This is a genomic window from Verrucomicrobiia bacterium, assembly GCA_019634625.1.
In the GTDB taxonomy this organism is placed as follows: Bacteria; Verrucomicrobiota; Verrucomicrobiia; order Limisphaerales; family CAIMTB01; genus CAIMTB01.
Window position 1 is genome coordinate 1 of the sequence record JAHCBA010000005.1, and the last position, 25410, is coordinate 25410.

At 67.8% G+C, this 25410-nt stretch carries 24 protein-coding genes and 1 pseudogene; 23 read left to right on the plus strand and 2 right to left on the minus strand.

Annotated features, from left to right (window positions below):
* Nucleotides 1–384, plus strand: a 384-nt coding sequence (locus tag KF833_04220) for a tagatose-bisphosphate aldolase (GenBank protein ID MBX3744493.1), incomplete at its 5' end; no start/stop codon positions are given.
* A gap of 392 nt (nucleotides 385–776) precedes the next feature.
* Here KF833_04220 and KF833_04225 read toward each other — a convergent pair.
* The gene (locus KF833_04225; protein MBX3744494.1) at nucleotides 777–1058 is read right to left on the minus strand and encodes a hypothetical protein; all 282 of its coding nucleotides are present in this window, start codon (nucleotides 1056–1058) and stop codon (nucleotides 777–779) included.
* A gap of 1038 nt (nucleotides 1059–2096) precedes the next feature.
* Between KF833_04225 and KF833_04230 the strand changes: the two genes are divergently transcribed.
* The 8 genes and pseudogenes from KF833_04230 to KF833_04265 all read left to right on the plus strand — a co-directional run bounded on the left by KF833_04230 (nucleotide 2097) and on the right by KF833_04265 (nucleotide 6344).
* Nucleotides 2097–2513 (plus strand): type II toxin-antitoxin system VapC family toxin, encoded by a 417-nt coding sequence (locus tag KF833_04230; protein ID MBX3744495.1) that lies wholly within the window; start codon nucleotides 2097–2099, stop codon nucleotides 2511–2513.
* A 286-nt stretch (nucleotides 2514–2799) separates the two neighbouring features.
* A complete protein-coding gene (locus tag KF833_04235; GenBank protein ID MBX3744496.1) occupies nucleotides 2800–2985 on the plus strand; it encodes a hypothetical protein in 186 nt (61 codons plus the stop codon).
* On the plus strand, nucleotides 2972–3292 hold the full coding sequence (locus tag KF833_04240) for a type II toxin-antitoxin system PemK/MazF family toxin (protein MBX3744497.1): 321 nt from the start codon (nucleotides 2972–2974) through the stop codon (nucleotides 3290–3292). The genes KF833_04235 and KF833_04240 overlap by 14 nt, the downstream gene beginning before the upstream one ends.
* A gap of 144 nt (nucleotides 3293–3436) precedes the next feature.
* Nucleotides 3437–3661, plus strand: a complete 225-nt coding sequence (locus tag KF833_04245; GenBank protein MBX3744498.1) for a DUF433 domain-containing protein — start codon at nucleotides 3437–3439, stop codon at nucleotides 3659–3661.
* A gap of 325 nt (nucleotides 3662–3986) precedes the next feature.
* Complete coding sequence (locus tag KF833_04250) at nucleotides 3987–4466, plus strand: hypothetical protein (protein MBX3744499.1); 480 nt, start codon at nucleotides 3987–3989, stop codon at nucleotides 4464–4466.
* Between the two features lie 622 nt (nucleotides 4467–5088).
* A complete protein-coding gene (locus KF833_04255; GenBank protein MBX3744500.1) occupies nucleotides 5089–5334 on the plus strand; it encodes a DUF2283 domain-containing protein in 246 nt (81 codons plus the stop codon).
* 132 nt (nucleotides 5335–5466) lie between these two features.
* A pseudogene (locus tag KF833_04260) lies at nucleotides 5467–5724 on the plus strand (type II toxin-antitoxin system prevent-host-death family antitoxin).
* Nucleotides 5725–5912: 188 nt separating this feature from the next.
* Nucleotides 5913–6344 (plus strand): hypothetical protein, encoded by a 432-nt coding sequence (locus KF833_04265; protein MBX3744501.1) that lies wholly within the window; start codon nucleotides 5913–5915, stop codon nucleotides 6342–6344.
* 168 nt (nucleotides 6345–6512) lie between these two features.
* Here KF833_04265 and KF833_04270 read toward each other — a convergent pair whose 3' ends face one another.
* Nucleotides 6513–7712, minus strand: a complete 1200-nt coding sequence (locus KF833_04270; protein MBX3744502.1) for a metallophosphoesterase — start codon at nucleotides 7710–7712, stop codon at nucleotides 6513–6515.
* A 374-nt stretch (nucleotides 7713–8086) separates the two neighbouring features.
* On the opposite strand from KF833_04270, the gene KF833_04275 reads away from it, so the two are divergent.
* From KF833_04275 to KF833_04340, 14 genes are all read left to right on the plus strand, one after another.
* On the plus strand, nucleotides 8087–8683 hold the full coding sequence (locus tag KF833_04275; protein MBX3744503.1) for a DUF4255 domain-containing protein: 597 nt from the start codon (nucleotides 8087–8089) through the stop codon (nucleotides 8681–8683).
* A 1-nt stretch (nucleotide 8684) separates the two neighbouring features.
* On the plus strand, nucleotides 8685–9563 hold the full coding sequence (locus KF833_04280; GenBank protein ID MBX3744504.1) for a hypothetical protein: 879 nt from the start codon (nucleotides 8685–8687) through the stop codon (nucleotides 9561–9563).
* A 1359-nt stretch (nucleotides 9564–10922) separates the two neighbouring features.
* Entirely contained in the window at nucleotides 10923–12692 is a 1770-nt protein-coding gene (locus KF833_04285) for a phage tail sheath subtilisin-like domain-containing protein (GenBank protein ID MBX3744505.1), read from the plus strand.
* 41 nt (nucleotides 12693–12733) lie between these two features.
* Nucleotides 12734–13195, plus strand: a complete 462-nt coding sequence (locus KF833_04290) for a phage tail protein (GenBank protein ID MBX3744506.1) — start codon at nucleotides 12734–12736, stop codon at nucleotides 13193–13195.
* Between the two features lie 3 nt (nucleotides 13196–13198).
* Entirely contained in the window at nucleotides 13199–15184 is a 1986-nt protein-coding gene (locus KF833_04295) for a phage tail sheath family protein (GenBank protein MBX3744507.1), read from the plus strand.
* Nucleotides 15185–15187: 3 nt separating this feature from the next.
* Nucleotides 15188–15664, plus strand: a complete 477-nt coding sequence (locus KF833_04300; protein MBX3744508.1) for a phage tail protein — start codon at nucleotides 15188–15190, stop codon at nucleotides 15662–15664.
* Between the two features lie 3 nt (nucleotides 15665–15667).
* On the plus strand, nucleotides 15668–17122 hold the full coding sequence (locus KF833_04305) for a hypothetical protein (GenBank protein MBX3744509.1): 1455 nt from the start codon (nucleotides 15668–15670) through the stop codon (nucleotides 17120–17122).
* A gap of 48 nt (nucleotides 17123–17170) precedes the next feature.
* Nucleotides 17171–17341 (plus strand): hypothetical protein, encoded by a 171-nt coding sequence (locus KF833_04310; protein MBX3744510.1) that lies wholly within the window; start codon nucleotides 17171–17173, stop codon nucleotides 17339–17341.
* A complete protein-coding gene (locus KF833_04315; protein MBX3744511.1) occupies nucleotides 17334–18419 on the plus strand; it encodes a phage late control D family protein in 1086 nt (361 codons plus the stop codon). The genes KF833_04310 and KF833_04315 overlap by 8 nt, the downstream gene beginning before the upstream one ends.
* Nucleotides 18416–19081 carry a hypothetical protein gene (locus tag KF833_04320; GenBank protein ID MBX3744512.1) on the plus strand — a complete coding sequence of 222 codons (666 nt, stop codon included), beginning with the start codon at nucleotides 18416–18418 and terminating at the stop codon, nucleotides 19079–19081. The genes KF833_04315 and KF833_04320 overlap by 4 nt, the downstream gene beginning before the upstream one ends.
* Nucleotides 19078–20679, plus strand: a complete 1602-nt coding sequence (locus KF833_04325) for a hypothetical protein (protein MBX3744513.1) — start codon at nucleotides 19078–19080, stop codon at nucleotides 20677–20679. The genes KF833_04320 and KF833_04325 overlap by 4 nt, the downstream gene beginning before the upstream one ends.
* Nucleotides 20676–21065, plus strand: coding sequence for a GPW/gp25 family protein (locus KF833_04330; protein MBX3744514.1), 390 nt, complete (start codon nucleotides 20676–20678; stop codon nucleotides 21063–21065). Before KF833_04325 ends, KF833_04330 begins: the two co-directional genes overlap by 4 nt.
* Nucleotides 21066–21071: 6 nt before the next feature.
* The gene (locus KF833_04335) at nucleotides 21072–23246 is read left to right on the plus strand and encodes a putative baseplate assembly protein (GenBank protein ID MBX3744515.1); all 2175 of its coding nucleotides are present in this window, start codon (nucleotides 21072–21074) and stop codon (nucleotides 23244–23246) included.
* Nucleotides 23240–25408: a hypothetical protein gene (locus KF833_04340; GenBank protein MBX3744516.1), complete on the plus strand. Its 2169-nt coding sequence runs from the start codon at nucleotides 23240–23242 to the stop codon at nucleotides 25406–25408. The genes KF833_04335 and KF833_04340 overlap by 7 nt, the downstream gene beginning before the upstream one ends.
* Nucleotides 25409–25410: the final 2 nt, after the last annotated feature.

Sequence of the window (25410 nt, forward strand, 5' to 3'; positions counted from 1 at the left end):
CGCGTCGTCATCGAAACCGCCCGCCGCCTCGTCCCCCTCGGCACCGACGTCCTCAAAGCCGAATTCCCCGTCCACCCCGCCGACTCCCCGGACGAATCCGAATGGGACGACGCCTGCCGCGAACTCACCGCCGTCTGCCCCGTCCCCTGGGTCCTCCTCTCCGCCGGCGTCTCCCACGACGTCTTCCTCCGCCAGACCGCCATCGCCTGCCGGGCGGGTGCCCGCGGTGTCATCGCCGGACGCGCCATCTGGAGCGAGGCCATCGCCATCACCCCCGACCCCGACGCCCGGCGCCGCTTCCTCGAAGGCCCCGCCCGCCAGCGCCTCGAAACCCTCCGCGCCCTCTGTCAGACCCGGCCCCTCCCCCCGGGGTCACATCTCTGATTTTGACAATTGCCTGCAGGCCGCGCCCAGCAATCTCCCAATTGTCAAAACCAGAGATCTGACCCCAGGTAAGATGGGTAGAGGCGCCAACTTTGCGAGGAATCGCCTCGGAGTGCCGAGTTCCACGAGGCCGCAACGATGGGGTACGTTGGGATGCGGACTCGCGGAGCTCGTCCCTCCGATTGGCTGCCTCCTCACCGACAACTTGGGGATGCACCCGCGAATCCGTGGACCGGCAATCCCTCCTTGACGCCTGCAAGGCAGCCACATAGCGTGCCACCAAGTCAAGCCCGAGCCGAACGAGGATTCCGGATAAACCGCAAGGAAATCGCCTCCAGATATACCGCAGTGCTTTGCGAGCATTAACACTGTTATCCATGAAACTCCGCCACTTAGGCCTTGTCTCCGTACTGGGCGCAATCGCGTTCGGACCCGCGTTGTATTCGATTGCATTTCACCGAGGGCTGGAGGGCTTCTTCTTCAATGACGAGATTTGCGGGTGTGGGCACCACAGCTTCACGGAAGTGCGGCGCGATGGCGTCTATGACCTGCTGCCGGCTCATGACTCCAGGCGGCTTTTCGCTACCGTCATTGCAGAGCCTGACGTCTGGCATTTGGTGACTCTCAAGAATGGCGTTCGGGCCGACCTGCAGATAGTCAGTGGTGTTCCACATTGGGTAGACGCAACCACAGGCGAGGCCGAGCCCATGAGGCGAGTACGGAACTTATGGCGCATTTGGATTCCTTGGTGGCTGTCCAGTGGCACAAAGACACATGGTGGCTAACAATCGGCGCACCGAACCGCGGGATCGCACCTGGTGCGCAAGGTAGACTCAGGCGCCCGCGGTCGGTGGCCTTGTCGTTAGCCGGTTTCTCAATCATGCAGACATTCACTCTCATAACTGCCAGCGCCGGGGTGGTATTCGGACTAATCGGAGCCGTGCTTGGGATCATTAACTTTGCTCGTGCTCTTCAGCGAGAGCGGGTTTGCCTCAAGCTCTTACCCTCATACATGCATGATCCAAAGAGTGGCGATCACATCGAGGTGACTGTTGTAAACCTCAGTGTCTTCCCTGTAACGATCGATGAAGTTGCGCTGTCGTTGAGGCCTGGGCCGAGCTTGACCAGTGAAGGCATTGCATTTCGGCATCGCGAAGGCCCACGACTTCCCCAGCGACTCGACAGTCGGACATCACTTCTGGTCACATTTCCCGGTGCGCACACGATACCGGACTTTCCTCGCGTCATAGGCGTTTATGCGCAGACGGCCTGTCAGTGCCGATTTGAGGCGTCCCGTAAGGCCTTCAAAAATGTTCTCGAAACTTTGCAGAGGCTCGGGGACCACGAGAGCAAACGAAGAGAGACGAAGAAGCCCCAACAGCCCTGAAGGAATGTAGAGAACGCGGAGCCGGAGCGGTTCGGGGGCAGGCTTCGGGAGGGAGGGGAGGAGTCCGTTGACCGCCCCCGCGTTCTTTACATTCCAGTCCCGCGGACGCGGGAGAAGCCGCTGCGTGGCGGGGCGCCCCCGGTTTCAGCGGACGCTTTGCCGAAAGTGTCGATCCGCCCCTTCGCACCAAAGTATTGGAGCGGCAGCGCCAGATCGTCGGCGAAGCGCTTCAGGATTGCATGGGGAGAGGACTCTTCTTATGCATGGGAACTGTGGTTGAGGTTGCACAAACCCGAGCTTCCTCGCGGCGAGGGCGTCCCGGGACGTGATCGTCGCCGGGAAGCAGGAGACGACCCGACTCTGGTGGGAACTGCGATCTCGGCACTTCGAGCTCTTCGTTTCGCCCCTCGTTTGGGATGGGGTTGCACTCGGTGATCACGAGGTCTCCCAGCGTCGCTGCGCGATCATAGCCGGGTTGCCAGTCCTTGCTGTGGATGAGCAGACGAACCGGATTGCCGAGGCGTTTATGGCCTCCGGCGCCATTCCAGCAAGGGCGGCGACGGACGCCTCGCACATCGCGGTCGCCACGCGTCACGGAATGGACTTCCTTTTGACCTGGAATTGCACCCATATTGCCAATGCACAAACTCTGAAGCGTTTCAATGCGGTTACGACCTCGCTGGGGTATGAGCTGCCCACGATTTGCACGCCTGATGAATTAATGGAGGACGCCAATGACTGACGACCCGATCGTTTCCGAGGTGCGACGGCACCGCGCGACCATTCTGGAATCCCACGGCGGGGATGTGCGGCGCTATCACAAGGCGCTTCAGCAGGACCAAGCTCGGCGATTTGGCGGGCAATTGGTCGTTCTGGAGCCACATAGGATTGCCGAACAACCATCGGCTCCATCGAACCGCCGGTCAGCGCCGGACTCCACGGTTGCGCCCGGGGCCGGCGGTCGCTGAGCCGGGACGTTCGGCAGATTCCGCCCTTGCCCCACCCCTCGAACACCGTACGATTCTCCCATGACAGCGGCAGTTGCCCAGATTCTTCAGGAATTCGAACGTTTGTCTGATTCCGAACGCCAGGAATTGCGCCACGAGATCATTGAGCGTGTTCCTATGTCGGAGGACCTCACCGACGACGATTTCGGTTCCCTTGCTTCGGCATCGTTCCGCGAACTGGACAAAGAGGAGGATCGAGGTGCCTGAGCGAGGGGAAGTCTGGCAGGTGGACTTCGGAGTCACGCAGAAAGTTCGGCCGGCACTGGTGATGAGTATTCCTTACGGCGGTCAAGACAGGGCGTTGATAGGTGTGGTCCCACATACCACGGCCGTCCGGGGTTCACAGTTTGAAGTCGTTGTTCCATGTCGCTTCCTTTCCGACGGGGCCTTCTTGGTGCAGGGCGTTCAGGCACTACCGCCGAAGTACTTCCTCCGTCGTTTGGGCGTATTGACCGACGACCAGCTTCAATCGGTGCAAGAGACGCTGTTTCGATGGCTTGGAGCCTCTCAATAAAGGATATCAGGCCGAACAAGCCGGCTGCAGGCAACGCCGGGATCGCGACTCGCTTGACAATCAAACAACATCGGCCCGGCGTGCCCGGGCCGGGCGTTGGGCCAGCGCATTGCATCGAAGCACCACGTTCGATAGAGTCAGCATATGGACTACCTGAAGATCATCACGATTGAACCAGACAAGCGGAGCGGCAAGCCGTGCATTCGAGGAACGCGCATGACGGTTACCGACGTGCTGGAGTACTTGGCGGGCGGAATGACACACGAGGAGTTGCTGGCCGAGTTTCCGGACCTTACAGAGGAGAATATTCGTGCTTGCCTGGCGTTTGCGGCAGATCGTGAGCGCAAGCTGGCCGCTCTACCTGCATGAAGTTGCTTTTCGACCAGAACCTTTCTCCGCGACTACCAGGGCTGCCTTCGGATCTGTTCCCTGTGAGGGCCTTCGGGGTCAGATCTCTGATTTTGACAATTGGGAGATCGCTGGGCGCGGCCCGCAGGCAATTTTCTAAACCAGAGATCTGACCCCTGGTTCGATTCCGGATCCACCGGCGATCCCGCCAACCTCCAGACCGGCTTCGCCGAAGGCTGGAACGTCGCCCGCATCGCCCGCTCCGGCGCTTCCGGCGTGAAACTCCTCGTGTACTACCACCCCGACGCCCCCTTAGGCGTCCCAGGTCGAACACCTCGTCCGTACCATCGCCGACGACTGTGCCGGCGAGGAAATCCCCCTCTTCCTCGAACCCCTCTCCTACTCCCCCGACGCCCCCTCCCGACGCCTGCCACCTCCCGAACGCCGCCGCGTCGTCATCGAAACCGCCCGCCGCCTCGTCCCCCTCGGCACCGACGTCCTCAAAGCCGAATTCCCCGTCCACCCCATCGACTCCCCGGACGAATCCGAATGGGACGACGCCTGCCGCGAACTCACCGCCGTCTGTCCCGTCCCCTGGGTCCTCCTCTCCGCCGGCGTCTCCCACGACGTCTTCCTCCGCCAGACCGCCATCGCCTGCCGGGCGGGCGCCCGCGGTGTCATCGCCGGGCGCGCCATCTGGAGCGAGGCGATCAGCCCCGACCCCGACGCCCGTCGCCGCTTCCTCGCAGGCCCCGCCCGCCAGCGCCTTGAAGCCCTCCGCGCCCTCTGTCAGACCCGGCCCCTCCCCCCGGGGGCACATCTCTGATTTTGACCATTGCCTGCGTGCCGCGCCCAGCGATCTCCCAGTTGTCAAAATCAGAGATCTGACCCCAGGCAAAATGGGTAGAGGCGCTAACTTTGCGAGGCATTGCCTCGGAGGGCCGGGTTCCACGAGGCCGCAACGATGGGGTGCTTTGGGATGGGGACTCGCGGAGCTCGTCCCTCCGATTGGCTGCCTCCTCACCCACAACTTGGGGATGCACCAGCGAATCCATGGACCGGCAATCCCTCCTTGACCCCTGCAAGGCAGCCACATAGCGTGCCACCAAGTCACGCCCGAGCCGAACGAGGATTCCGGATAAACCGCAGTGCTTTGCGTGTTATTGACACTGCTCGCCATAAACCACCATGCCAATGGCGGAGTTCCAGTCCACCGAGTATTTCCGCCATATCAGGAACCGCCCTGATCGCGCGGCGATACTGGACTACTGGATCCTTCGTGTGATGCGAGAACCCGAGAGGGAGGAGGTTCAGACGGACGGGAGAATACGTCGGTGGGCCCGGATTTCGGAGTGCGGAGGCCGAGCCCTTCGAGTTATCCTCCTTCCGGATGGGCAAACGGTGCATAATGCATTTTTCGATCGCGGATACAGAGAAAGCGCAGAATCATGAGGATTCGATATTTCGAGGACACGGACACCGCCTTGCTTGAGTTCGGTGCCTCTGCGGTGGCGGAGACACGTGAGCTATCCGAGGACGTATACCTTGACCTCGACAGCGACGGCGGGGTTGTCGGCATCACCATTGAGCACGCGAGCAAACGCGGGGATATGTCTGAGTTCAGCTTCAAGCGACTGCCATCCAAGGAGGCAAACCAGTCGGTCGAGGGAACCGGTGCCCGCCGTGTGACTTGACCGCCGAGCCTGAAGGTAGAGTTTGGATTCGAGGCAGAATTCGCTTCCCGGCACCGGTCCCTCACCTCGGCGTTCGGCCGCAAGCCCCGGGGTCTGGACATCGTCCCGGTGAATGAACATGATCCTGTCCATATGAAGGCAATTACCTACACGGCAGCTCGGGAGGAGTTAGCCTCCACCATGGATGAGGTTTGCCGGGATCGTTGCCCAGTGATCATCACGCGAAACCGCGATCAGGCGGTTGTCATGATGTCATTTGATGACTAGGAAGAGCTGGAGGAGACGGCCCATCTTCTTCGCAGCCCTCGCAATGCGCAGCGACTTCTCGTGGCGATTCAGGAGTTGGAGTCCGGCAAGGGAACGGAGCGTAAGCTTGAGATGCACAAATGAGGCTCATTTTCGCGGAGCAAGCCTGGGACGACTACATGTATTGGCAGCAAAATGACAATTGGAGGATCGCTGGGCGCGGCCCGCAGGCAACTGTCAAAATCAGAAATCTGACCCCTGGTTCGATTCTGGCCGGCCAATGAACCGGACCTCCTTGACGCCACCAACCCAGCCACCTAGCCAGAACCTCGGTGATTTCAGAGGAGATGGCGCAGGAGCGCCGGAGGAAGCAGAGGAAGTTTGAGATTCCAATGTCAGATGAGCCGGGAACACACAACGTCGAGACATTGGGACAACTTCTGCTGCAGTATCTTGGGCGGGACAAGGTTACCAATGTTCGGATGAGGGACATCATCTTCCCTGTCTTGCTGGGGACGAAGGTGCTGTCCCGCGACCAGGTGAAAAGGGCGTTTCTGGATTTTGACCCGAAGTACGACGAGGGAAAGGTGGGTAACTACCTCTCAGTTGTCTCGTCACAACTTGGGCTGGCAAAGAACGACTTTCTTCGGCAGGTCGTTGCCTATGAATACCCGCGTCATCCGTGGGAGAAGCACAACTTCTCGCTCCGAGAAGAGTACCGTGGCCTCGTTAAGGACGTTCTGGCCGAACTCAGCAGACGATGATGCGAAGAGCCCATTAGGGGGTCACCGGCCGCTGCGTATGGCAATATCCGATTCAGGCCGTCATGCGCACGCGGTGCATCCCCGGGCTGCGGGTGAGAAGCCGGCGAATCGGAGGGACGATCTCCCCGAGTCCACAACCCTCGTCACCCCACGGCTGACCCCGGTGACTTAGAGGGCGGGAAGGGAGACGTCGTGGAGGATGTCACCGGCGAGGTTCCGGACGGTGAGTCGCAAGGACTGCGGGTTGGCGACGCCTTCGATCCAGGTGGCGGAAGCGGGTTGGGGGCCGCCCCCGATGAGCTGGCCGTAGGGGAAGACGTCTGTGGGAGGCATCCAGGCGGCGCGGTGGGTGTGTCCGGAGATGATCGCCTGGACGCCCCAGCGGACGAGCGCGTCGTGCCAGGCGGCCCGGCTGCGACCGCTGTGACGATCGAAGCCGGTGCCGGCATAATCCTGGGGCCGCTCATCGATCCAGCGGAGCGGGATGTGGCAGAACACCAGCCGGTAGGGAGCGGAGGCAAACTCCGGGCGACGCAGGACATCGTTCAGCCAGGCGGCCTGTTCCTGGCGCAGGGGGTCGAAGGCGACGCGGCCGCGGAAGCTGGGATGATCGTCGGGTTTGTCCTCGCCGGTATGGAGGCATACGGCGGCGAGGGGACCCGAGCGGAAAGCATGGAACGGGCGACCGCTGGGGGACGCCACCACGTCCGGCACTCGGAAGGCCCAGGGACCGCGGACGTCATGGTTGCCCCACACCACATGGAGCGGACGGTTCCGGGTGATGTCGCGTCCGCCGGGGTTGAGGAGGATGGGGACGAGGTCGTCTTCGCGGTGCCAGTCGTTGCAGGTGTCGCCGTTCCAGATGAGGAAATCCGAGGCGGGGGTCACTTCGTCGAGACGTTCGAGAGTCGTCTGGTTGACGTGGGTGTCGTTCCAGACGGCGAACCGGGTGGCTGGCGCGGCCGGATCGAGGGTGCGGAAGGTCCGCCAATCTCCGGTTTCGACCCGCGACTCCCCTTCGGCGGCCACCGTCACGGGCCGCAGCCGGTACTCACGGCCTGGGATCCAGCCGTCGATGCGGACTCTCACGCTCCGGGTGCCCTGCGGTACAAAGCCGTGGGCGTCGGAGGCCGCGACACCGCGAGCGCCATCCGGTCCTTCCCATTCGATGCGGCCGAGTGCCCTTGCGCGCACGCCCCAGACCGCCTCGACTCCGTCCGGGCGCGGGGCCTGGAGGGTCATCGGGGTGGAAGCCAGGCTGACGCCGGGCTCGGCCAGGCCTTCGGCGGCTCGCAAGGAAACGGGATGAGCGGCGGTGGCGGCGAGGGTGCCCATGCCGAATTGCTGCACGAAGCGACGGCGGTTCATGGCCTGACTCTATCGGAGCTGGACCGGCCGCGGAAAGCCTGACGCCCGGGGTCAGATCTCTGATTTTGACAATTCGGAGATGGCGGGACAGGGCCCGCAGGCAATTGTCAAAATCAGAGATCTGACCCCGGTGGATGAGGCTTGCCAAAGCCGCTCGCACTGGATTAGCAACCAGCATTCCGATGGGAGGCTCACCGAATATTCACGAGTTCGGAACCGGTGTTGCCTTGCGTCTGGCACTCCGCACCCGGCGATCCGCGCGATGGACCCGAAGCGGGGTGTTGAAGCGGGCTGACCCGGCGGTCGGCGGCAATGACCGATCCGGGGCCCGAATGGGGGGGGGACTGCGGCAAGGAGCGCACTGAGGAACCGGCATGGCTGGATTCGAAAGCATGGCGGCGGTCGGCAAGAGCATCGAGCGACTGCTCAACCACCGCTTTCAGGAGGAGGAACCGGTCCCGGAAAGGCGCACCCGGGCGATCCTGGTGCGGACCACCGATCTCGAGCCGGCGAACATCCGGACCGCCATCGGAACCCCCGCCCTGTCGATCTTCCCCTACCGGGTCGATTTCAACAAAACCATGCGGGCGGCGTGGTCGGCGGTGGCCGCGCAGGACGGACGGGCGCGGTTGCCGGTGGACCTGCATTTCCTGATCACGCCCTGGGCTGACAATGCGGAACACGAGCTGCGGATCCTGGGAAAGGCGATGGAATCGCTGGAGAGCACCCCCGTGCTGAGCGGTCCGTTGCTGGACCCCTCGGCGGCCTGGGCGGGCAACGAGTCCGTTCAACTGGTCATGGACGAGATCTCCACCGAGGCGGTGATGCGGACCTTCGACTCCCTGCCAACGGATTACCGGTTGAGTGTCCCCTACCTGGCCCGGGTGGTGCGCCTGGACGCGCGCCGGGCCCAACCGGACACCCCGGTCACCACCGCCATCACGGGCGTCCGCCCAACCCTGCTGCCATGAAGTGAACGAGTTCCTGCCCAGCTCGATGGTCGAGAAGGTCCGGCGCCTGGCGCTCGGCCTGGAACCCATCGATGCCGGGCGGGAGACGCGGATGGCGCATCCGATCCGGGTGGCCTTCGACGAGGAGATGGCGGGACTGCCGCGCCCGCCGGTGGCCCGGCACGATTCCTGTCTCCATGCCCTCCTCTATCATCCCGGATTGGCGGACCGCGTCCGGCTCCGGTTCTTCGAGGATGTCCGGGCCTTCGTTCCCCGGGTGAACCGCGCGCGGGCGGCATGGGGGGCGGACCGGGACCTGGCGATGCGGATTCGGGGCGTGGCGAGACGCATCGTTCCGCGCCGAATCAGCTTTCCCATTCTCACGGTGGCCGCCGCGGAGGCCGGATCCCATCGGCTGCGGGTGCGGCGTCCCTTCCTGTTTCCGGGGGCCGGCTACGACGTGGCGGCGGGCATGACGGGGTTGCGCGGCCGGGTGGAACGGGGCGGTGCGACCGTGCGCTGGGCGCGCGTGGTTGCGACCCTTCCGGAGTCGGACACGGTGGTCGGGCGGGCGCACGGCGATGACCGGGGCGAGTTCCTGCTGCTGATCTCGTCGGCCGCCGGGGCGATCGGGGATCTCACGGATCCCCTGCCGCTCCGCATCACGGTGTCCGGCCCGGCCGTTGCACCCGTACCCGCGTCCGACGAGGTGCCGCGACGGGATCCCCTGTGGGATCTGCCGGAGGAACCCGCGCAGGCGTTGGACCCCGGGAATCCGGGGACCGACATGGTGTCCAGCGGGGAGAGTCTGCCGCCGGGATACACCGCTCATGTGACCCGGGACCTGGCCCTGGAGCTGGGAAGCATCGCCGGCGCGACCGACCCCTTCGTCCTCCCATGAACCCGCCCCAATCCCCAACCCGTTTCCCCAGCCAATAACTAGGAAAAGGAAATCGCTATGTCCCAATACCTGGCCCCCGGAGTCTATGTCGAGGAAGTCAGCTTCCGCTCGAAGTCCATCGAGGGGGTCCCCACCAGCACCACCGGCTTCGCGGGCATGGCCCGGTTCGGTCCGGTCCAGTATCCGGGGGGACCGACCACGACCGAGCCGCGCCTGATCACCAGCTTCACCGAGTTCGAGCGGGTCTATGGCGGCCTCGAAGCGATCGGCCCGACCCAGCGGGTCAATTACCTGGCGCACGCCGCCCGCGCCTACTTCCTGAACGGCGGCAAACGCCTGTACATCTCCCGGGTCATCGCCGGGGATGGGAGTGCCGTGGCCGCGTCGGGGACCGCGCGCGCCGTGGGCGCCGGGACCGCCCGATGGCGGGCGCGCTGGCCGGGATCCTTTGGGAACGTCCAGGTCGAGACGCGGTTGAACCGGACCCGGAACGTCAATTTCACGCATCCACCCTCCGACCCCGTGAGGTCGGCGTGGGGCTCCCAGGCGCGCGGCGCGCGGGCGGGAACCCTCGTGGAGATCACCCCGGCCGGGGGCGGTCTGGCAACGGTGCTGTCGCGGGTGGGACCGTTTGCGCTGGAACCCGGGGACACGCTCGAGATCTCGGTCGATGGCGCGGCCGATGTCGCCTTCGTCTTCAACGCCACCCGGGCGGTGAAGCCGGGGGCGGGCGCGGATTTCGGCACCGTGGCCGACGGGCAGACGCTGGTGTTGCGGATCGATGGCGGGGAGGAACAGACGATCGCGTTCGAGGCGGGCGACACCACGGCGGAGCTGGTCGCGGCACGCATCAACGAAGGCCTGGTGGGAGGCGCCGCCGTGGTGAATGGCGCCGAGGTGGACATCCTTTCGGATCGATTCGGGAGCAGCTCCACGGTGGAAGTGCTGGCCGGCAGCACCGCCGCCGTGGCGGTCGGGCACAGCGTCACCGCGGCGGGCGTGGTGGGAAACAACGTGGCCAACATCGACGCGGTGACCGCGGACGAGGTGGTGGCCCTCCTGGGTCCGCTGGTCGGGGCCGTGGTGACCAACGAGAATGGAGCGGTTCGCGTGACGTCCCTTTCCGCCGGGGCCGGTTCCGGGGTCGTGGTGCGTCCCGGCGCCGCCGCGACGGCGCTTCAGTTTGTCAGTCCGGCGATCCATGCCGGCAGCGCCCTGTCGGGGTCCGGACCCTTCGATCTGGCGCATCTCCAGACCTTGCTCGTCCTGATCGACAGCCCGGACCCCGTGGACGCCCAGACCTTCACCTTCGAGGCGACGCGTGCCGCCAAACCGGGCGTGGCCGGGGCTTTTGCGTCAATGGCGGATGGCCTGACGCTGGTCGTGCGGATCGACGGAGGGCCGGAGCAGACCATCACCTTCGCGGCGGCGGACAACACCGCGGCGGCGGTGGCGGCCCACATCAACAGCGTGCTGGTGGGCGGCGCTGCCGTCGTCACGGGCGGGCAGGTCCAACTGCGGTCCGACCGGCAGGGAACGACATCCCGCGTCGAGGTGTTGCCCGCCAGCACCGCCCGGGACGAAACCGGGCAGCAGGCCGGTGCGGCGATTGGAACCGGGAACGTGGGCAACATCGATGCGGTGACCGCGGCGGAGGTGGTGGCGCTGCTGGAGGATCTGGATGGCGGGACGGCGACGGTCGAGGAAGGCCGGGTCCGCATCACCTCGGGCACAAGAGGCGGGACCTCGACCGTCCAGATTCACGCGACCTCGACCGCGGCCGGACTGGGCTTCGACAACGCCGTCCACGGGCCCGGTGGAAAACTGCCGACGGGCAATGACGTGCCGAATCCCGGCCAGCTCTTCGTGGTGGAACTGGATCCGGACGGACGCCAGCGCTTCGTGAACCGGACCACGCCCCTTCCCGGGCTCGCGCCGTCCCCCGACGACACCATCGCGATCCTGACCCTGAGCGTCCTGGTGAACGTCGATGACGAACGGGTCGATGGGTACGACACCCTTGGCGCCCATCCCGACGACAGGCGGTATGCCGGACGCATTCTCGACGCCGAGGATCCCGAGGACGAGAACGCCGTGGTGTGGCTCGACGTGGACGACGCGGCGGCGTTGGAGTCGGCGGAGCTGCTGCTGGCGGCGCTGCGGGGGTCGGGACCCACCGGGCACGCGGAGGTGCTGGGCGGCGGGGCGGACGGGGGGGTCATCTCGCCGGACGATCTGCTGGGGCGGGAGGCCGATCCGGACAATCCGGATCTCAAGGCCACCGGCCTGGAGGCGTTGGGCGAGTACGACGACATCGCGATCGTGGCGGCGCCGGATGCGGCCACCTTGAGCCATCCGGTGGTGGCGGCCGGCTACCTGATCGCGCATGCGGAGAGGCAGCGGTATCGCATCGCGGTGGTGGACGGTCCGCCCGGCGCGTCGATCACCCAGATCCGCCAGTTCCGGGGGCAGTTCGACAGCAAGTACGCCGCCCTGTACTACCCGTGGATCCAGGTGCTGGACCCGACCGAGCGCGCGGCCCAGGGGGCGCCGCCGCGGAAGCTTCTGCTGCCGGCCTCGGGGTTCGTGGCGGGTATCTACGCGCGGTCGGACGTCGAGCGCGGCGTCCACAAGGCGCCGGCCAACGAGGTGGTGCGCGGCCTGACCCAGTTCGAGCTGAACATCAACAAGCCGCGCAACGACGTCCTCAATCCCGAGGGCATCAATGCCCTGCGCTTCCTCGAAGGCCGCGGCAATCGCGTGTGGGGCGCCCGCACCATGAGTTCCGATCCGGAATGGAGGTACGTCAATGTCCGGCGCCTCTTCATCTACCTCGAACACTCGATCGACAAGGGCACCCAGTGGGCGGTGTTCGAACCCAACAACCGGCGCCTGTGGGACAACATCCGGCAGACGGTCGAGGACTTCCTCCTGGTGATGTGGCGGGATGGCGCCCTGCTGGGGGACAAACCCGAGGACGCCTACTTCGTCCGGTGCGACCGCACGACGATGACGCAGAACGACCTGGATAACGGGAGGCTCATCTGTCTCGTCGGGGTGGCGCCGGTGAAGCCGGCCGAGTTCGTCATCTTCCGCGTCGGCCAGTGGACGGCCGAATCCAAGGTCTAGGAACCCAGGGAACCCATCCCCACAACCCATCGGAGATCGCCATGCCTACATTCCGCGAAAACCCCTACGGGGCATTCAACTACATCGTGGCCCTCGGCGGCGCCCAGGGCGACGGCTCGGAGGGCTCCGTCATCGGGGGCTTCTCCGATGTCAGCGGCCTCGGCGTCGAGGTGAGCTATTCCGAGTACCGGAACGGCAACGAGAAGGTCAACACGGTCCGCAAGATCCCCAACACCCACAAGGTGGACGACGTCACCCTCAAGCGCGGACTGGTCGGATCGGACGACCTCTTCCAATGGATCAAGACGGTGCGCGACGGCACCCCCGATCCGCGGCAGGTCACCATCACGCTCATGGACGAGGCCCGCCAGGCGGTCGCCACCTGGACCCTTTTCAACGCGCAGCCGAAGAAGTGGACCGGCCCCACCCTGGCGGCCAAGGGCGGGGGCGAGGTGGCGATGGAGGAGTTGAGCCTCGTGCATCAGGGGATCGAGTACAAATAGCCCATGACCGACCGCCTCAACCTCCCCCTGGGGGCGCCAGGCATCCACCGGTATCCCGAGACGCCGCTCCGCGATCTCGCCGGTGTCCGGATGGATGTCTGTGCCTTCGTGGGTGTGGCCCCGCGCGGCCCGGCGCGGGAGGCGGTGCTCGACCCGATCCATCGCTCCGGCCGGCCCGATCCCCGCGTGGTGCGAACCTTGCGCCGGACCGTCCCGGTCCAGGTCGAGAGCTTCGATGATTACCGCCGGCATTTTGGTGGATTCAACGGACCCGGGCTCCTGCCGTATGCCGTGGCGGCCTTCTTCGAGAATGGCGGACGCCGCGCCTACGTGGCCCGCATCGTGCATCGGTACGGCACGCCGACGGACGCGGCGGGGCGCGTGGCGAAAGGAACGATCGGGGGCGCCCGCAGTCCGACGGGGCCGCTCGTCGTCCTCGCCCGGAACGAGGGACGCTGGGGCAATCGGTTGAGCGTCACCCTGGACTTCCGCTACCAGCCTCTGAACGCCACCGCGTCGGGCCTGGCAACGGTCCGCGTTCCCGAAGGCGAATCGCTGGAGGCCGGCACCCTGCTTCGCCTGACCCTGGCCCATGGCGTCCAGGAGTTCCGCACGGTGACGGTCCTCACCCCGCAACACGCGGGCCCGGGCAAACCCGGCGTCCACGTCGGCACCCTCGCCTCGGCCACCTCGTCCCTGGCGGTCCGTGCGGAGCGGGTCGAGGCGGATCTGACCGTCGAGGACGACGACGATCCGGCGCGGACGGAACGCCACGTCGGGTTGGGCCTGGATCCGCTGCATTCCCGCTGGCTGGGGGCGGCGCTCGCCTACGAGTCGCGGTTGATCCGGCCGGACGAGAGCTGGCTGGAGGCCACGGTCGAACCCGACGTCGAGGCGCCGGCCGAACCGTTCGGTGGAGGCGAGGACGACTTCGAATCCATCACGCCGGACGACTTCTTCGATCCGGCCTGGACGCCGGGCGACGACGAACCGGGGGATGGCGTGATGGCGCTCGCGGGTCTCCCGGATCTCTCGCTGGTGGTGGTGCCGGACCTGTATTCCCCGGGACCCCTGGCGCCCGCGCGGACGCCCATCGAAGCGGCACCTTCGGCGAGTCCCTTCTTCGAACGATGCTCGCCGCCGTCCGCGCCGGTCGAGGTCCCCGAGGGCGAGGAGGCGGACCTTGCCGGCCTGCGGCTGGACCCGGCGACGGAACTGGCGGCGATCGAACGGTGGCAGAGCCGGCTGGTGGACTTCGCCGGGGAACAACGGTCGTTCATCGTCCTGCTGGATGTCCCGCCCCGGCTGAGCCCGCGCCAGATTCTGGCGTGGCGCACCCGGTTCCACTCGGCCTACGCGGCGGCCTACCATCCCTGGTTGAAGTCGGTGCGAACGGACGATCCGCGGGAACGGCCGGTCGAAGTGCCGCCATCCGCGGTCGCCGCCGGCATGGTGGCGCAGAGGGAGATCGCGCGCGGCGTCTCCCATGGTCCCGCCAACGTCCTCGCCGCCGGCGTGGTGGATGTCGTCGAGGAGGTGTCCGATCCCGTCCATGACGTGCTCCATCCCCAGGGCATCAACGTGTACCGCCGGGAGCGGGACGGGGTCCGGTTGACCGCGGCGCGCACGTTGAGCCGGGACCCCAACTGGCGCCAGCTCAGCGTCCGCCGTCTGATGACCCTGATCCGCCGCACCCTCGAACGGCAGATGCAATGGGCGGCCTTCGAACCGAACGACGCCCGGCTGCGGTCGGAGGTGCGGCGCATGGTCACGGGCTACCTGCGTCGGCTGTTCCAGGCCGGGGCCTTTCGAGGGGCGACGGAGGAGGAGGCGTTCTTCGTGCTCTGCGACGAGGCGCTGAACCCGGCGCGGATCGTCGAGGCCGGGCAATTGATCACCCACATCGGCGTCGCCCCGGCGGAGCCGGTGGAGTTCATCGTGCTGCGTCTCCTGCGGGAAGGGGACGGCACGCTCATCCTGGAGGACTGACCGATGGCGCAAGGCGATCCCCTGCTTCGTTCGTTCCGTTTCCGGGTGACGCTGCGGCGCAGCGACACCGGGGCGGAGCTGGGGGACGGCGGGTTTCAGGAATGCAGCGGATTGGAGATCGAACTGGACGTGAAGGAGCATCTCGAAGGCGGCAACAATGCCGCGGTGATCCGCCAGGTCGGGCGGGCCAAGTACAGCCCGCTGGTCCTCAAGCGCGGCATGTTCCACAGCCGCGCCGGTCAGTTGAACCGCGACCTCTGGCGCTGGATGCAGGACATCGCCGCGGGTGTCCGGCCCGTGGCCCGGTACGACGGCACGGTCGAGGTCATGAGCGTCGGGGACACCGTGGTGGCGGTCTGGGAGTTCGACCGGGGACTGCCGGTGCGCCTGCGGGGTCCCGAACTCAACGCCAGGACGGGCGAGGTCGCCATCGAGGAACTGCACATCACCCATCAGGGACTTCGGCTGGCCGCCCCTTGAACCATGAGCGAACTCCAGAAGGCCCACCTGCAGGCGATCGACGCGGAAGGCACCCCGCTGGGCGATCCCATCCCGGTTCAATTCAACCCCTCCTCGCTCCGCCTCCAGATCGCCAACCAGGTCGAGGGCGGAGCCACCCGCGGCCGCCAGGTGCGGCAGTACACCGGGTCCAGCTCGACCACCCTGACCGTGGACCTGATCTTCGACACCGCCGACGAGGGGACCACGGACAGCCCGGTGTCGGTGCGCGAGAGGACGCTCGCGGTCGAGCAGTTTCTTTATCCGCGCGGAGAAGGCACCCAGAAGCAGGCGCCTCCCCAGCTCCGGTTCGAATGGGGCGACCTGGTGCTCGAAGGGGTCGTCGAGAGCCTCAACATCGATCTCGACCACTTCGCCGCCAACGGCGTTCCGCTGCGGGCCAAGGTCGGGTTCTCGTTCAAGGAACAGGATCGCCGCTACGAACTCCGCACCGCGGGGGACGGCGCCAACGCCACGGGCGGCGCTCCGAGTCCCGGCGCCGCCACCGCGGGAGCCGTGGGCAGCTTTTCGGCGGGCTTCTCCGCCCAGGTCGGCCTGGCGCTGGGCGGGGAAAGTGCGGCGGAATTCGCCGCCCGCCTCGGACTCGACGCCGCCGCCTGGCGCGGACTGTCGTTCGGCGGGAGCGTCGGCGGTTCGCTGTCGCTGCAGGCCGGCCTGGAGGTCGGCTTCAGCGCGGGCCTGAGTGCCAGTGCCGGCGTGGGCATCTTCGCCGGCGCCGGCGCCGGTGCGTCGATCTCGCTCGAGGCGGCCTTCGGTCTGGAGGCGTCGCTGGGGGTCACGGCGGTGGCCAATGTCGGCTTCGGCATCGAACTCCAGCAGGGCTTCAGTCTCACCGCCGCCGGCGGCCTCGGTTCGGCCATTGAATCGGTCAAGGTCGCCAGGGCCCAGGTCGCCGTGGCGCAAACCCAGGCCGCCTTCGCCGGCAGCACCGCCGGCAACCTCCCCGGCGGAGCGAATGCCGTGGCGATCGCCCCGCCATCCGGTCGCCCCGCATCCGCACTGTCATCGGTCTCAACGCCCGGTGGTTCGCCCGTCGTGTCCGGAGGCGCCGCCTCGGCGCGCCCGGCGCTGCCCAGTCAGAGCCGCACGCCCCTGCGCCTGGCCAGCGGGGCCCCGCTACCGCCCGCCGGTTCCTCCCCGGGACCCGCCGCCCCGCCCCCCCCCGCCGCCGACCCGCGCGCGGTGGGATTCGGCTTCGGGGTTCCGCTGCGGGCGACCGTGCGACCCGCGGGTGGCATGGGGGCCGGCTCGTTGCAAGGGACGGTTTCGGTGGTCTCCCGCGGCGGCGGCACCGACGTGCCGACCACCTTCGACCCGACCGTTCCGCCGTGGGAAGCGCTCCCCGCCGCCGTCCCGCCGGGCCGCGCGGGTTCCACCCCGCCCCGGCGCCAAGGCAACCCCCCGTGCGGATGCCCATGACCCGACCCCGACCCGAACCCACGAAGGCCCGCTCCTTGAACTGTCGCCATGCCCATCCACATCGATCAGATCGACACCGAAGTTCTCGCCGAACCCGAATCCGAACACGCGGCGTCGCCGCCCATGGAGTCCGCCACGCAGGCGGCCCGGATGCTCGAACACCTGGCCCGGCTGGCGGAGGACCGGCGGCGGGTCGCGGCGGAGGGATACGATGACTGAACCCCTGCTGGTCTCGACGGCCCCGGTCTTCGAGGTCGAGGGGGAGGTCCGCGGCGAACTGGCCCGCGACCTCATCCGGCTCGAGGTGGACGAAACCACGTCGGGGTTGAAGACGCTGACCGTCGGGTTGCTCGCCCAGGGACCGCGCCGCGGTTCGCGGGAGGAGGGGTTGCGGTATCTCGACGGCGGGATCCTCGATTTCGGGAAGGAGATCGCCGTGTCGATCGGCCCGGCCGACACCGCGCGCACCCTCTTCAAGGGTGGCATCAGCGCGATCGAGGTCCGCTGGCGCGAAGGGGATCCCCCGGAGGTGGTGTTCCTGGCGGAAGACAGGCTGATGATGCTCCGGATGACCCGCCGGTTCCGCACCTACGAGAACCTGTCCGACGCCGGCATCGCATCGGCCATCGCGGCGGAGCACGGGCTGGTGCCGCGGGTGGACGCGGACGGGCCGACCTACGACCGCGTCCAGCAATGGAACCAGAGCGACCTGGCCTTCCTGCGCCAGCGGGCGCGGTTGATCCAGGCGGAGATCTGGCTCCAGGACGACACGTTGCACTTCCAGTCCAGGGACCGGCGTTCGGCGACCGAGGTGACGCTGGTGCAGGGGAATCACCTCATCGAAGCGCGGTTGCGGGGCGACCTCGCCCATCAGCGGACCGGGGTGAAGGTCTCGGGCTACGATGCGGCCGCCCGTGAATCCATCGACGAGACGGCCGAGGGTTCGGTGATCGACGATGAGGCCGGGCAGGGCCTCACGGGACCGGCCGTTCTGGAGCGGGCCTTCGGGGAACGGGTGTCATACCGGGTTCGCGAGATGCCCATCGCCGCGGGTGAGGCCACCGCCTGGGCGGAAGCGGAGATGCGGCGGCGGGCACGGCGGTTTGTCACCGTCTCCGGCGTGACGCGCGGCACGCCGGACCTGGTGGTGGGCAGCCGCGTGACGTTGGAGGGCGTCGGGCATCCCTTCGAAGGCCCGGGCTACTACGCCACCCGCGTCACCCACACCTACGACACGGAGTCCGGCCACCGGACCCGGTTTCTGGCCGAACGCGCCACCTTGCGGGAGGGCGCATGATCGCGGACTTCCGACCCGACGGCGATGCGCTGCGGTACTTCGGGGTCTATCCGGCCCTGGTGACGGACATTGTGGATCCGGATCGCCTGGGGCGGATCGAGGTCAGGCTGCCGTGGCTGGGCGCCGACGGCGACACCGTGCGTGCCTGGGCGACCCTGCTCTCCCCTTATGCCGACGACGACCAGGGGTTCGAGGCCCTGCCGGCCGTGGGGACCCAGGTGGTGATCGCCTTCGAGGCCGGCGACCTGCGGCGGCCGTACATCCTCGGCTCGGCCTGGAACGGCCGGGAATCGATGCCCGAGGCGCCCGCGGCGCCCAACAACAAGCGCCTGATCCGGACCCGCTCGGGAAGCCTGCTGGAGTTCGACGACACGGAAGGTGCGGCGAAGGTCACCCTCTCCCTGCGCAGCGGTCACCAGCTCGTCCTCGACGACGCCTCGAGCGAAGTGCGGCTCACCCACGCCAACGGGTCGATCGTCACCTTCACCGCGGGCGGCCAGATCGAGATCCAGGCCAACGCGACCGTCGAGGTCACCGCGTCGGCCCTCAACGTTCATGCCCCGACCGCGACCTTCGACGGGCTCATCAACTGCACCACCCTCATCGCCAGCGCCGGTGTGGTCTCGCCGTCGTACACCCCCGGAGCGGGGAACATCTGGTGAACACGCCGCGTCATCCCTGGGTGTTGACCGGTCCCTGGTACCGGTGGGCGGACCCGTACGACGCCAATGCCGGGCGCCGGGAACGGCCGGTGTTCCAGAAGTACGACAACTCCGACCTGGTCAACGCCTTCCTCAAGGACCCCCAGCGTTCGCTGAAGTTCGTCGTGCCGGACGACGTGGTGCCCGAGGTGTCGGCGGGCCCCGGGAATGGCGCCGGGGAATCCGCCGGCCTGCGGAAGCTCTTCCTCGACACCCACAAGCGGTTCTACCTCGTGGTCTGCGAACTGCACTGCGACTTCGCAGGCTTTCCCAACGCCTCGCGGGACGATGTCTGCGAGGCGGGCTTCGTGGTGCGTCGGCTGGTGGCGCGCGGTCCCGCCGGCGCCGCCCCCGCGATTCGCAAGGGCTGGAAGGCCCTGTCCCTGACACGGGCCCAGTGGAGCCAGTTCCAGGAGCTGCCGCCCGCCATGAAACGCGGCACGACGCTCGGTCTCCGCGCGACGCTGGAGTCCCGTTACCGGGCGGCCCAGGCCCAATGGGCGGCGCTCACCGGGGAACTCGGCATCGTCATTGCCCGTCAGGGCTGGAGGCCCGGCGAGTTCCAGGGCGTGGGCGCGTGGCAGGACGTCGAGGCGACCCCGGCACAGACCGGGGAACATCTCTTCCCGCTCCATCCCCTCATTCCCGACCCGACCGTGGCCGGACATTCGTCCGGGGGCCGGACGCTCTATTTCGGGCTGGTGCCGACGGGGAGTTCGGATGTGGACGCGACCGGGGCGGCGCGGTTCGACGACCGCAGCGTGTACGAGGTGCGGTGCTTCGTGCGCCGCCACAATCCGAAGTGCCCGAAGCGCCGGGAACGCAACGACTGCAAGGGCGAACTGGTATGGAGCCTGCCGACCGAACCGTACCGGCTGGCGGCGCCCTTCGACCTGGTGGGGACGAGTCATCGCCCCATCAACATCGTGCTGCCGGATCTGCCGGCCCTCGAGGCGCAGGCCGCGGCGCTGGCGCCCGGGCAGGGGGCTCCGGTGCGGATGATCTCGCCGCCCGACTCGGCCCTCGAGATGGAGGTGGATCCCGAGGATCTGTCGAATGTCTCGCCCAAGGGGAAGGGAGGCGCGATCTGCAGCTTCTCCATTCCGCTCATCACCATCGTGGCGTCGTTCGTCTTCCGGCTGTTCCTGCCGGTCGTGGTGTTTCTCTTCGGATTGTGGTTCCTCCTGAAGATCAAGTTCTGCATCCCCCCGATGGTGTCGCTGGACGCAGGAGTGTCGGCCGACCTGGACATCGCGCTGCCGAAGATCGAGGCGGGCATCGACATCGACATCGCGGTCAATGCGTCGCTGCTCGCCGATCTGAAGGCGGTGATCGATCCGATGACCGGCCGGAAGTACAGCGACAACATCGACACCACCACCAAGGCCGGACGCGAGGAACTGGTGAAGATCGTGGCCACCCAGTCGATCGACTTCTCGGCCAGCCTGCCGGAGAACGTCGAAGTCGATCCGTCGCCCGCCGGCGCCGTGCAGCGCGAACTGCCCGGGGTCACGGCAAACCTCGAATACGAAGCGCGTGTGGAGACGCACCCCGCATGACCTCGAAGCGCCAGCTGGGAAGAGGCTGGGGATTTCCGATCCTGCCGGAACCGGGCACCCGCTCCCTGCCCTGGGTCGAGGGTCCCGAGGCCGTGCGCCAGTCGATCCACCTGATCCTCGAGACCGAACCCGGCGAACGCGTCATGCGCCCCACCTTCGGCTGCGGCCTGCGCCGCTATCTCATGAAGCCCAACACCACCGCCACCCGGACCCTGATCCGCCGGGATGTCGAACGCGCCCTGGCGGCGTTCGAACCGCGCATCCGGGTGCAGGAGGTCGGGGTCGATCCCGGCGAGGACCCGGCCCTCGTGTTGATCCGCATCGCCTACGCCCACCTGCGTGACGGGCGGAAGGACAACCTCGTTTATCCCTTCCACCTCGAGTGACCCGCCATGTCGTTTCCCGCCCCCATCCTCGATGACCGGTCCTACGCGCAACTGCGCGACGAACTGGTGCGGCGCATCCCGGTGTACGCCCCGGAATGGACCCACCACAACGCCAGCGATCCCGGCATCGCCCTCATCGAACTGTTCGCCTTCCTCGGCGAAAACCTGCTCTACCGCTTCAACCAGATTCCCGAGGCCACACGCCTCGAGTTCCTCCGTCTCCTCCGCATTCCCCGCCGCGCCGCCCAGTCGTCCCGCTCGATGCTCGTCCTCGACACCGATGCGGCGGAAGGCGTCCTCGTCGAGGCCGGGTCCGAGGCCAGGGCCGGCGCCATCGGATTCGAGATCCAGACCGAAACCCACGTCTGGCCGGTGTCCTCGGTGACCGTGGGCCGCGTGCGCACCGCCGCGCCCGATCCCGCCCTGGAACCGGAGGTCCATGAGTTCACCCTGCGGGCCCTCGACGCGGCGGGCGGCCTGCGCGAGGACGAGGAGGCGGTGTACTACCGGAACGGGGTGGTCTCCGACGACGATTCGCTGCCCCCGGTCGATTTCGACGCCACCGTGGACGGCATCCTCTGGATCGCGGTGCTGGCCCGCGACCCGGAATCCCGGGACGCCTCGACGCACGCGCTCGCCAAGGGACTTCTCAACATCGGGTTCGTCCCCGACATCGCCATGCCCGGGATGAACGAGGTGGGGCCATGCCCGGGAACCGGCCCGGGCGCGACGTCGCCCGCCGTCGAGTGGGAGATCTCCCGGGGAACCCTGGCCGGCGACGGCTCGCCGCACTATGCCCCGTTGACGGTGGCGGGGGACTCGACGCGGGGCCTGACCCGCGAAGGGGTCGTCCGCCTGCGACTCCCGGACGCCGCCGACTTCGGCCCCATTCCGGCCGGGGATGCCGATCTGCTGGGAACCCGGACGCGTCCGCCCTCGCTCGATGACGACACCGAGGCGCGGGTGCTCTTCTGGCTGCGGGCCTACCGGCGCACCGAGGAGGCCGGGCGGTTCGGGAAGGTCCGGCTGGTGTCCGTCAATGCGACCGAGGCGGTCCAGCAACAGGCGGCGCGGTTGCAGGTGCTGGGGACGGGGACCGCCCAACCCGATCAGGAATACGCGCTCCTGCACAAGCCGGTCATCGCCGGGAGCCTCCGCCTCGAGGTCGAGGAGGCCGGCGTGTGGAAGAGCTGGACCGAGATCGACGGGTTCCATGCCAGCGGCCCGGAGGACCGGCATTTCGTGGTGGACCTCCAGGCCGGCAAGGTCCGGTTCGGCAACGGACTGCGGGGTCAGGCGCCCCAGATCGGTCAACGGATCCGGGCGTTGTCGTACCGGTACGGCGGCGGCGCGGCGGGCAACGTCGGCGCCCAATCCATCGACAAGCTCACCAGCCAGCCCTCGGTCAAACCGGCCAACCCCATGGCGGCCTACGGCGGAGCCGATGGCGAATCCATCGAGGCCGCCCTCGACCGCATCCCCGGCGAACTCCGGCGCCGCGACCGGGCCGTCACCCAGGGGGACTTCCAGGAACTGGCCCTCGCCACCCCGGGCGCCGCCGTCGGTCGTGCCGAGTGTCTGCCGTTGTTCCATCCGCCGACCCTGAGCGAAGGACGGCCGGGCGTGGTGACGGTGGTGGTCTGGCCGGCGGAGGATCGGAGGCATCCCACCGCACCGCGTCCTGACCGGAACCTGATCCACGCCGTGTGCCAGTGGCTCGACGGCCGGCGGCTGGTCACCACGGAACTCTACGTCGTGCCGCCCACCTACCGGAAGGTGTCGGTGGCGGTCGGACTGAAGGTCAAGGACGGCTACGGCGCCGAGGCGGTGCGGCGCTGGGTTGAACTGATCCTGCGCCGATACCTCGCGCCGCTGCCGCCGTATGGTCCCGAGGGTCAGGGCTGGCCGCTGGGCCGGCGGGTGCATGGTCCCGAACTCGAGGCGGCCGCGCTCCAGGTCGAGGGCGTCGAGTACCTCGAGGACCTCAAGGTGGCCGGCTGGGATGCGACCACGGCAACCTGGCAGCCGGGCACGGTGATCCTCCGGAACCATGAGGTGCCGGAGTTGACCGGGATCGCGGTGGTCGAGGGCCCGTTGACCTTCGAGGCGGGAACGCCGCTTTCCCCGCCCCCCACGGACACCGTCCCGGTGCCCATTCCCGTTCTGCGCGACGAATGTTGAGCCGCCCTCCACGCCCGTTCGCCCTGGTCAGGACCGAGGACCAGTGGCGCCGCGCCGCCCACCGCGACACCGCGCTGATCGGCGAGGTGGTCCAGTTGGGATGGACCGGGGCCCCGCGCGTCGATGCCGGAGGCGAACTGCCGCCCGTCGGGGCCGGGCTGGCCTTCGACGCCCATTGCCGGCTGTTCCGCAGTGTCCCGGAGGAGGGGCGGGTGGAGCGCTGGCTCTGGGCGGCCCGCCCGTCCGCGCCGCCGATGGAAGTCTTCGCCACCGCCACCGACGAGGCGCTGGGCGAGTTCCGATCGGCGCCGGGTTCCCCCGGGACCCTGCTGGAACCGCTGGCTCTCGCCGTCGATGCCAGTGAGCGCCTGTGGGTGGCGGAAGCCGGGGCCGGAAGGGTGCTGGTGGCCGACCTGTGGAGCCGGCGGATCCTCGAAGCCCTTCCCTTCCCCGGCCGACCCGTGGACCTCGCCGCTCTGGGGCCTCGCCTGTGGGTCCTGCTCGAGGCGCCTTCCCGGGTCGCGATCGTCGAAGCCCGCGCCGCGCCGCGCGTTGTGACGGACCTGGGTCCGTTTCAGGGGCGCACCCGGTTGACGGTCTCCGCCACCGGAGAGGTCTGGGTGCTCGAACAGGCGGGAACGGACGACGCCCGGTTGCTGGCCGGGTCCCGCCCCCCGCTGGCCATCCCGCGAGCCACCGATCTGGAGTTCCTGTCCGACCAAGTCCTCGTGGTCGCCCGCCATCCCGGCGACGACTTCCTCACCTTCCGCGTCGAGGGCACCACCATGGACTCCCTCACGCCCCTGGCGGCGCGCGGGTACGACGGGCGGGGGATCGTCCGGACGCCGGACGGCCGGATCGGGTTCTGGACGGAGCGCGGGTTTCGTCATGCCCTGGCGGCCCGGGTGAAGTACCGGGCCAGCGGGCAGGTGACGACCTTCCGCCTGGACAGCGGCGAGTACCGGACAGCGTGGGGAAGGCTGTTCCTGGACGCCTGCATTCCGGCCGACACCCGGATCCGGGTGCATTGCGCGACCGCCGACGAACCGCCCGGGAAACCCTGCCTGGTGCGAACGCACCCGGTGAACACCGTGACCGTGGAGATCCGGCGCCCGGATCTGTCGCCGCCCATGCCGCCGCTGGCGTTGCTGCCGGGGCGCGACGGCGACTTCCAGGCCGGGTTGCACCGGCGCGCGAGCGGGCGGGAACTCCCGTGGTCCCCTCTGGCCGGGGACGATCCGTTCGTGACCTACGAGGCGCCGATCCTGGCCGGGCCAGGAAGGTACCTCTGGGTGACCCTCCGGTTGGAGGGCAACACCCGGGTCACGCCGCGCTTCCGCGCCCTGCGGGCCGAGTATCCCTCGCACGACCTGTTGCGCCGCCTGCCCCGGGTCTTCTCGCGGGAACCGGCGCGGGAGGACTTCCTCAGGCGGTACCTGGCGATGTTCGAGGGGGCGCTGTCGGATTGGGAAGCCCGCGCCGTGGCCCGTCACGCGCTGCTGGACCCATGGAGTGCGCCCGAGGAGTTCCTGCCGTGGCTGGCCGGGTTTGTCGGGTTGATCCTCGACCCGCGCTGGCCCGTCCCGGTGCGCCGGCAATGGATCGAGGAGGCGGTCTGGCTGTTCCGCTTTCGCGGGACCGTTCCCGGGTTGCGGCGGTTCCTCGAGATCGGCCTCGGCGAACCGGTCATTCTCATCGAGAAGTTCCGTCTGCGCGGCCATGGCGGCGCCCTTGTCGGCAGCGGATCGGCCCTGGCGGCCAACTCGGTCCTGGGCGCCGGCTTTCGCATCGGCGGCGCCGTGGGGGAGACGACCGGGACCGTGATCGACGGTTCGGTCGAGGACATGTTCGCCACCCATGCCCACCGGTTCACGGTGGTGATCCCGCGCCTCCTGACGGCGGAATTGCAGGCGGCGGCGGAGCACCTGCTCACCGTGCATCGTCCCGCCCATACGGTGTTCGATCTCTGCACCGTCGGAGCCGGCATGCGGGTCGGACGCGGCCTGCACGTGGCACTGACCTCCATCGTCGGCCGGACCAGCGGCTTCCAGCCGACCCAACTCGACCGCTCCAGACTGGGACGCGACAGCGTCCTGGGGCGGCCCGGTCCGGGGGTGGTGCCCGGCGGGAGCCGCGTCGGCCACGACATGCGAATCGGCTGAAT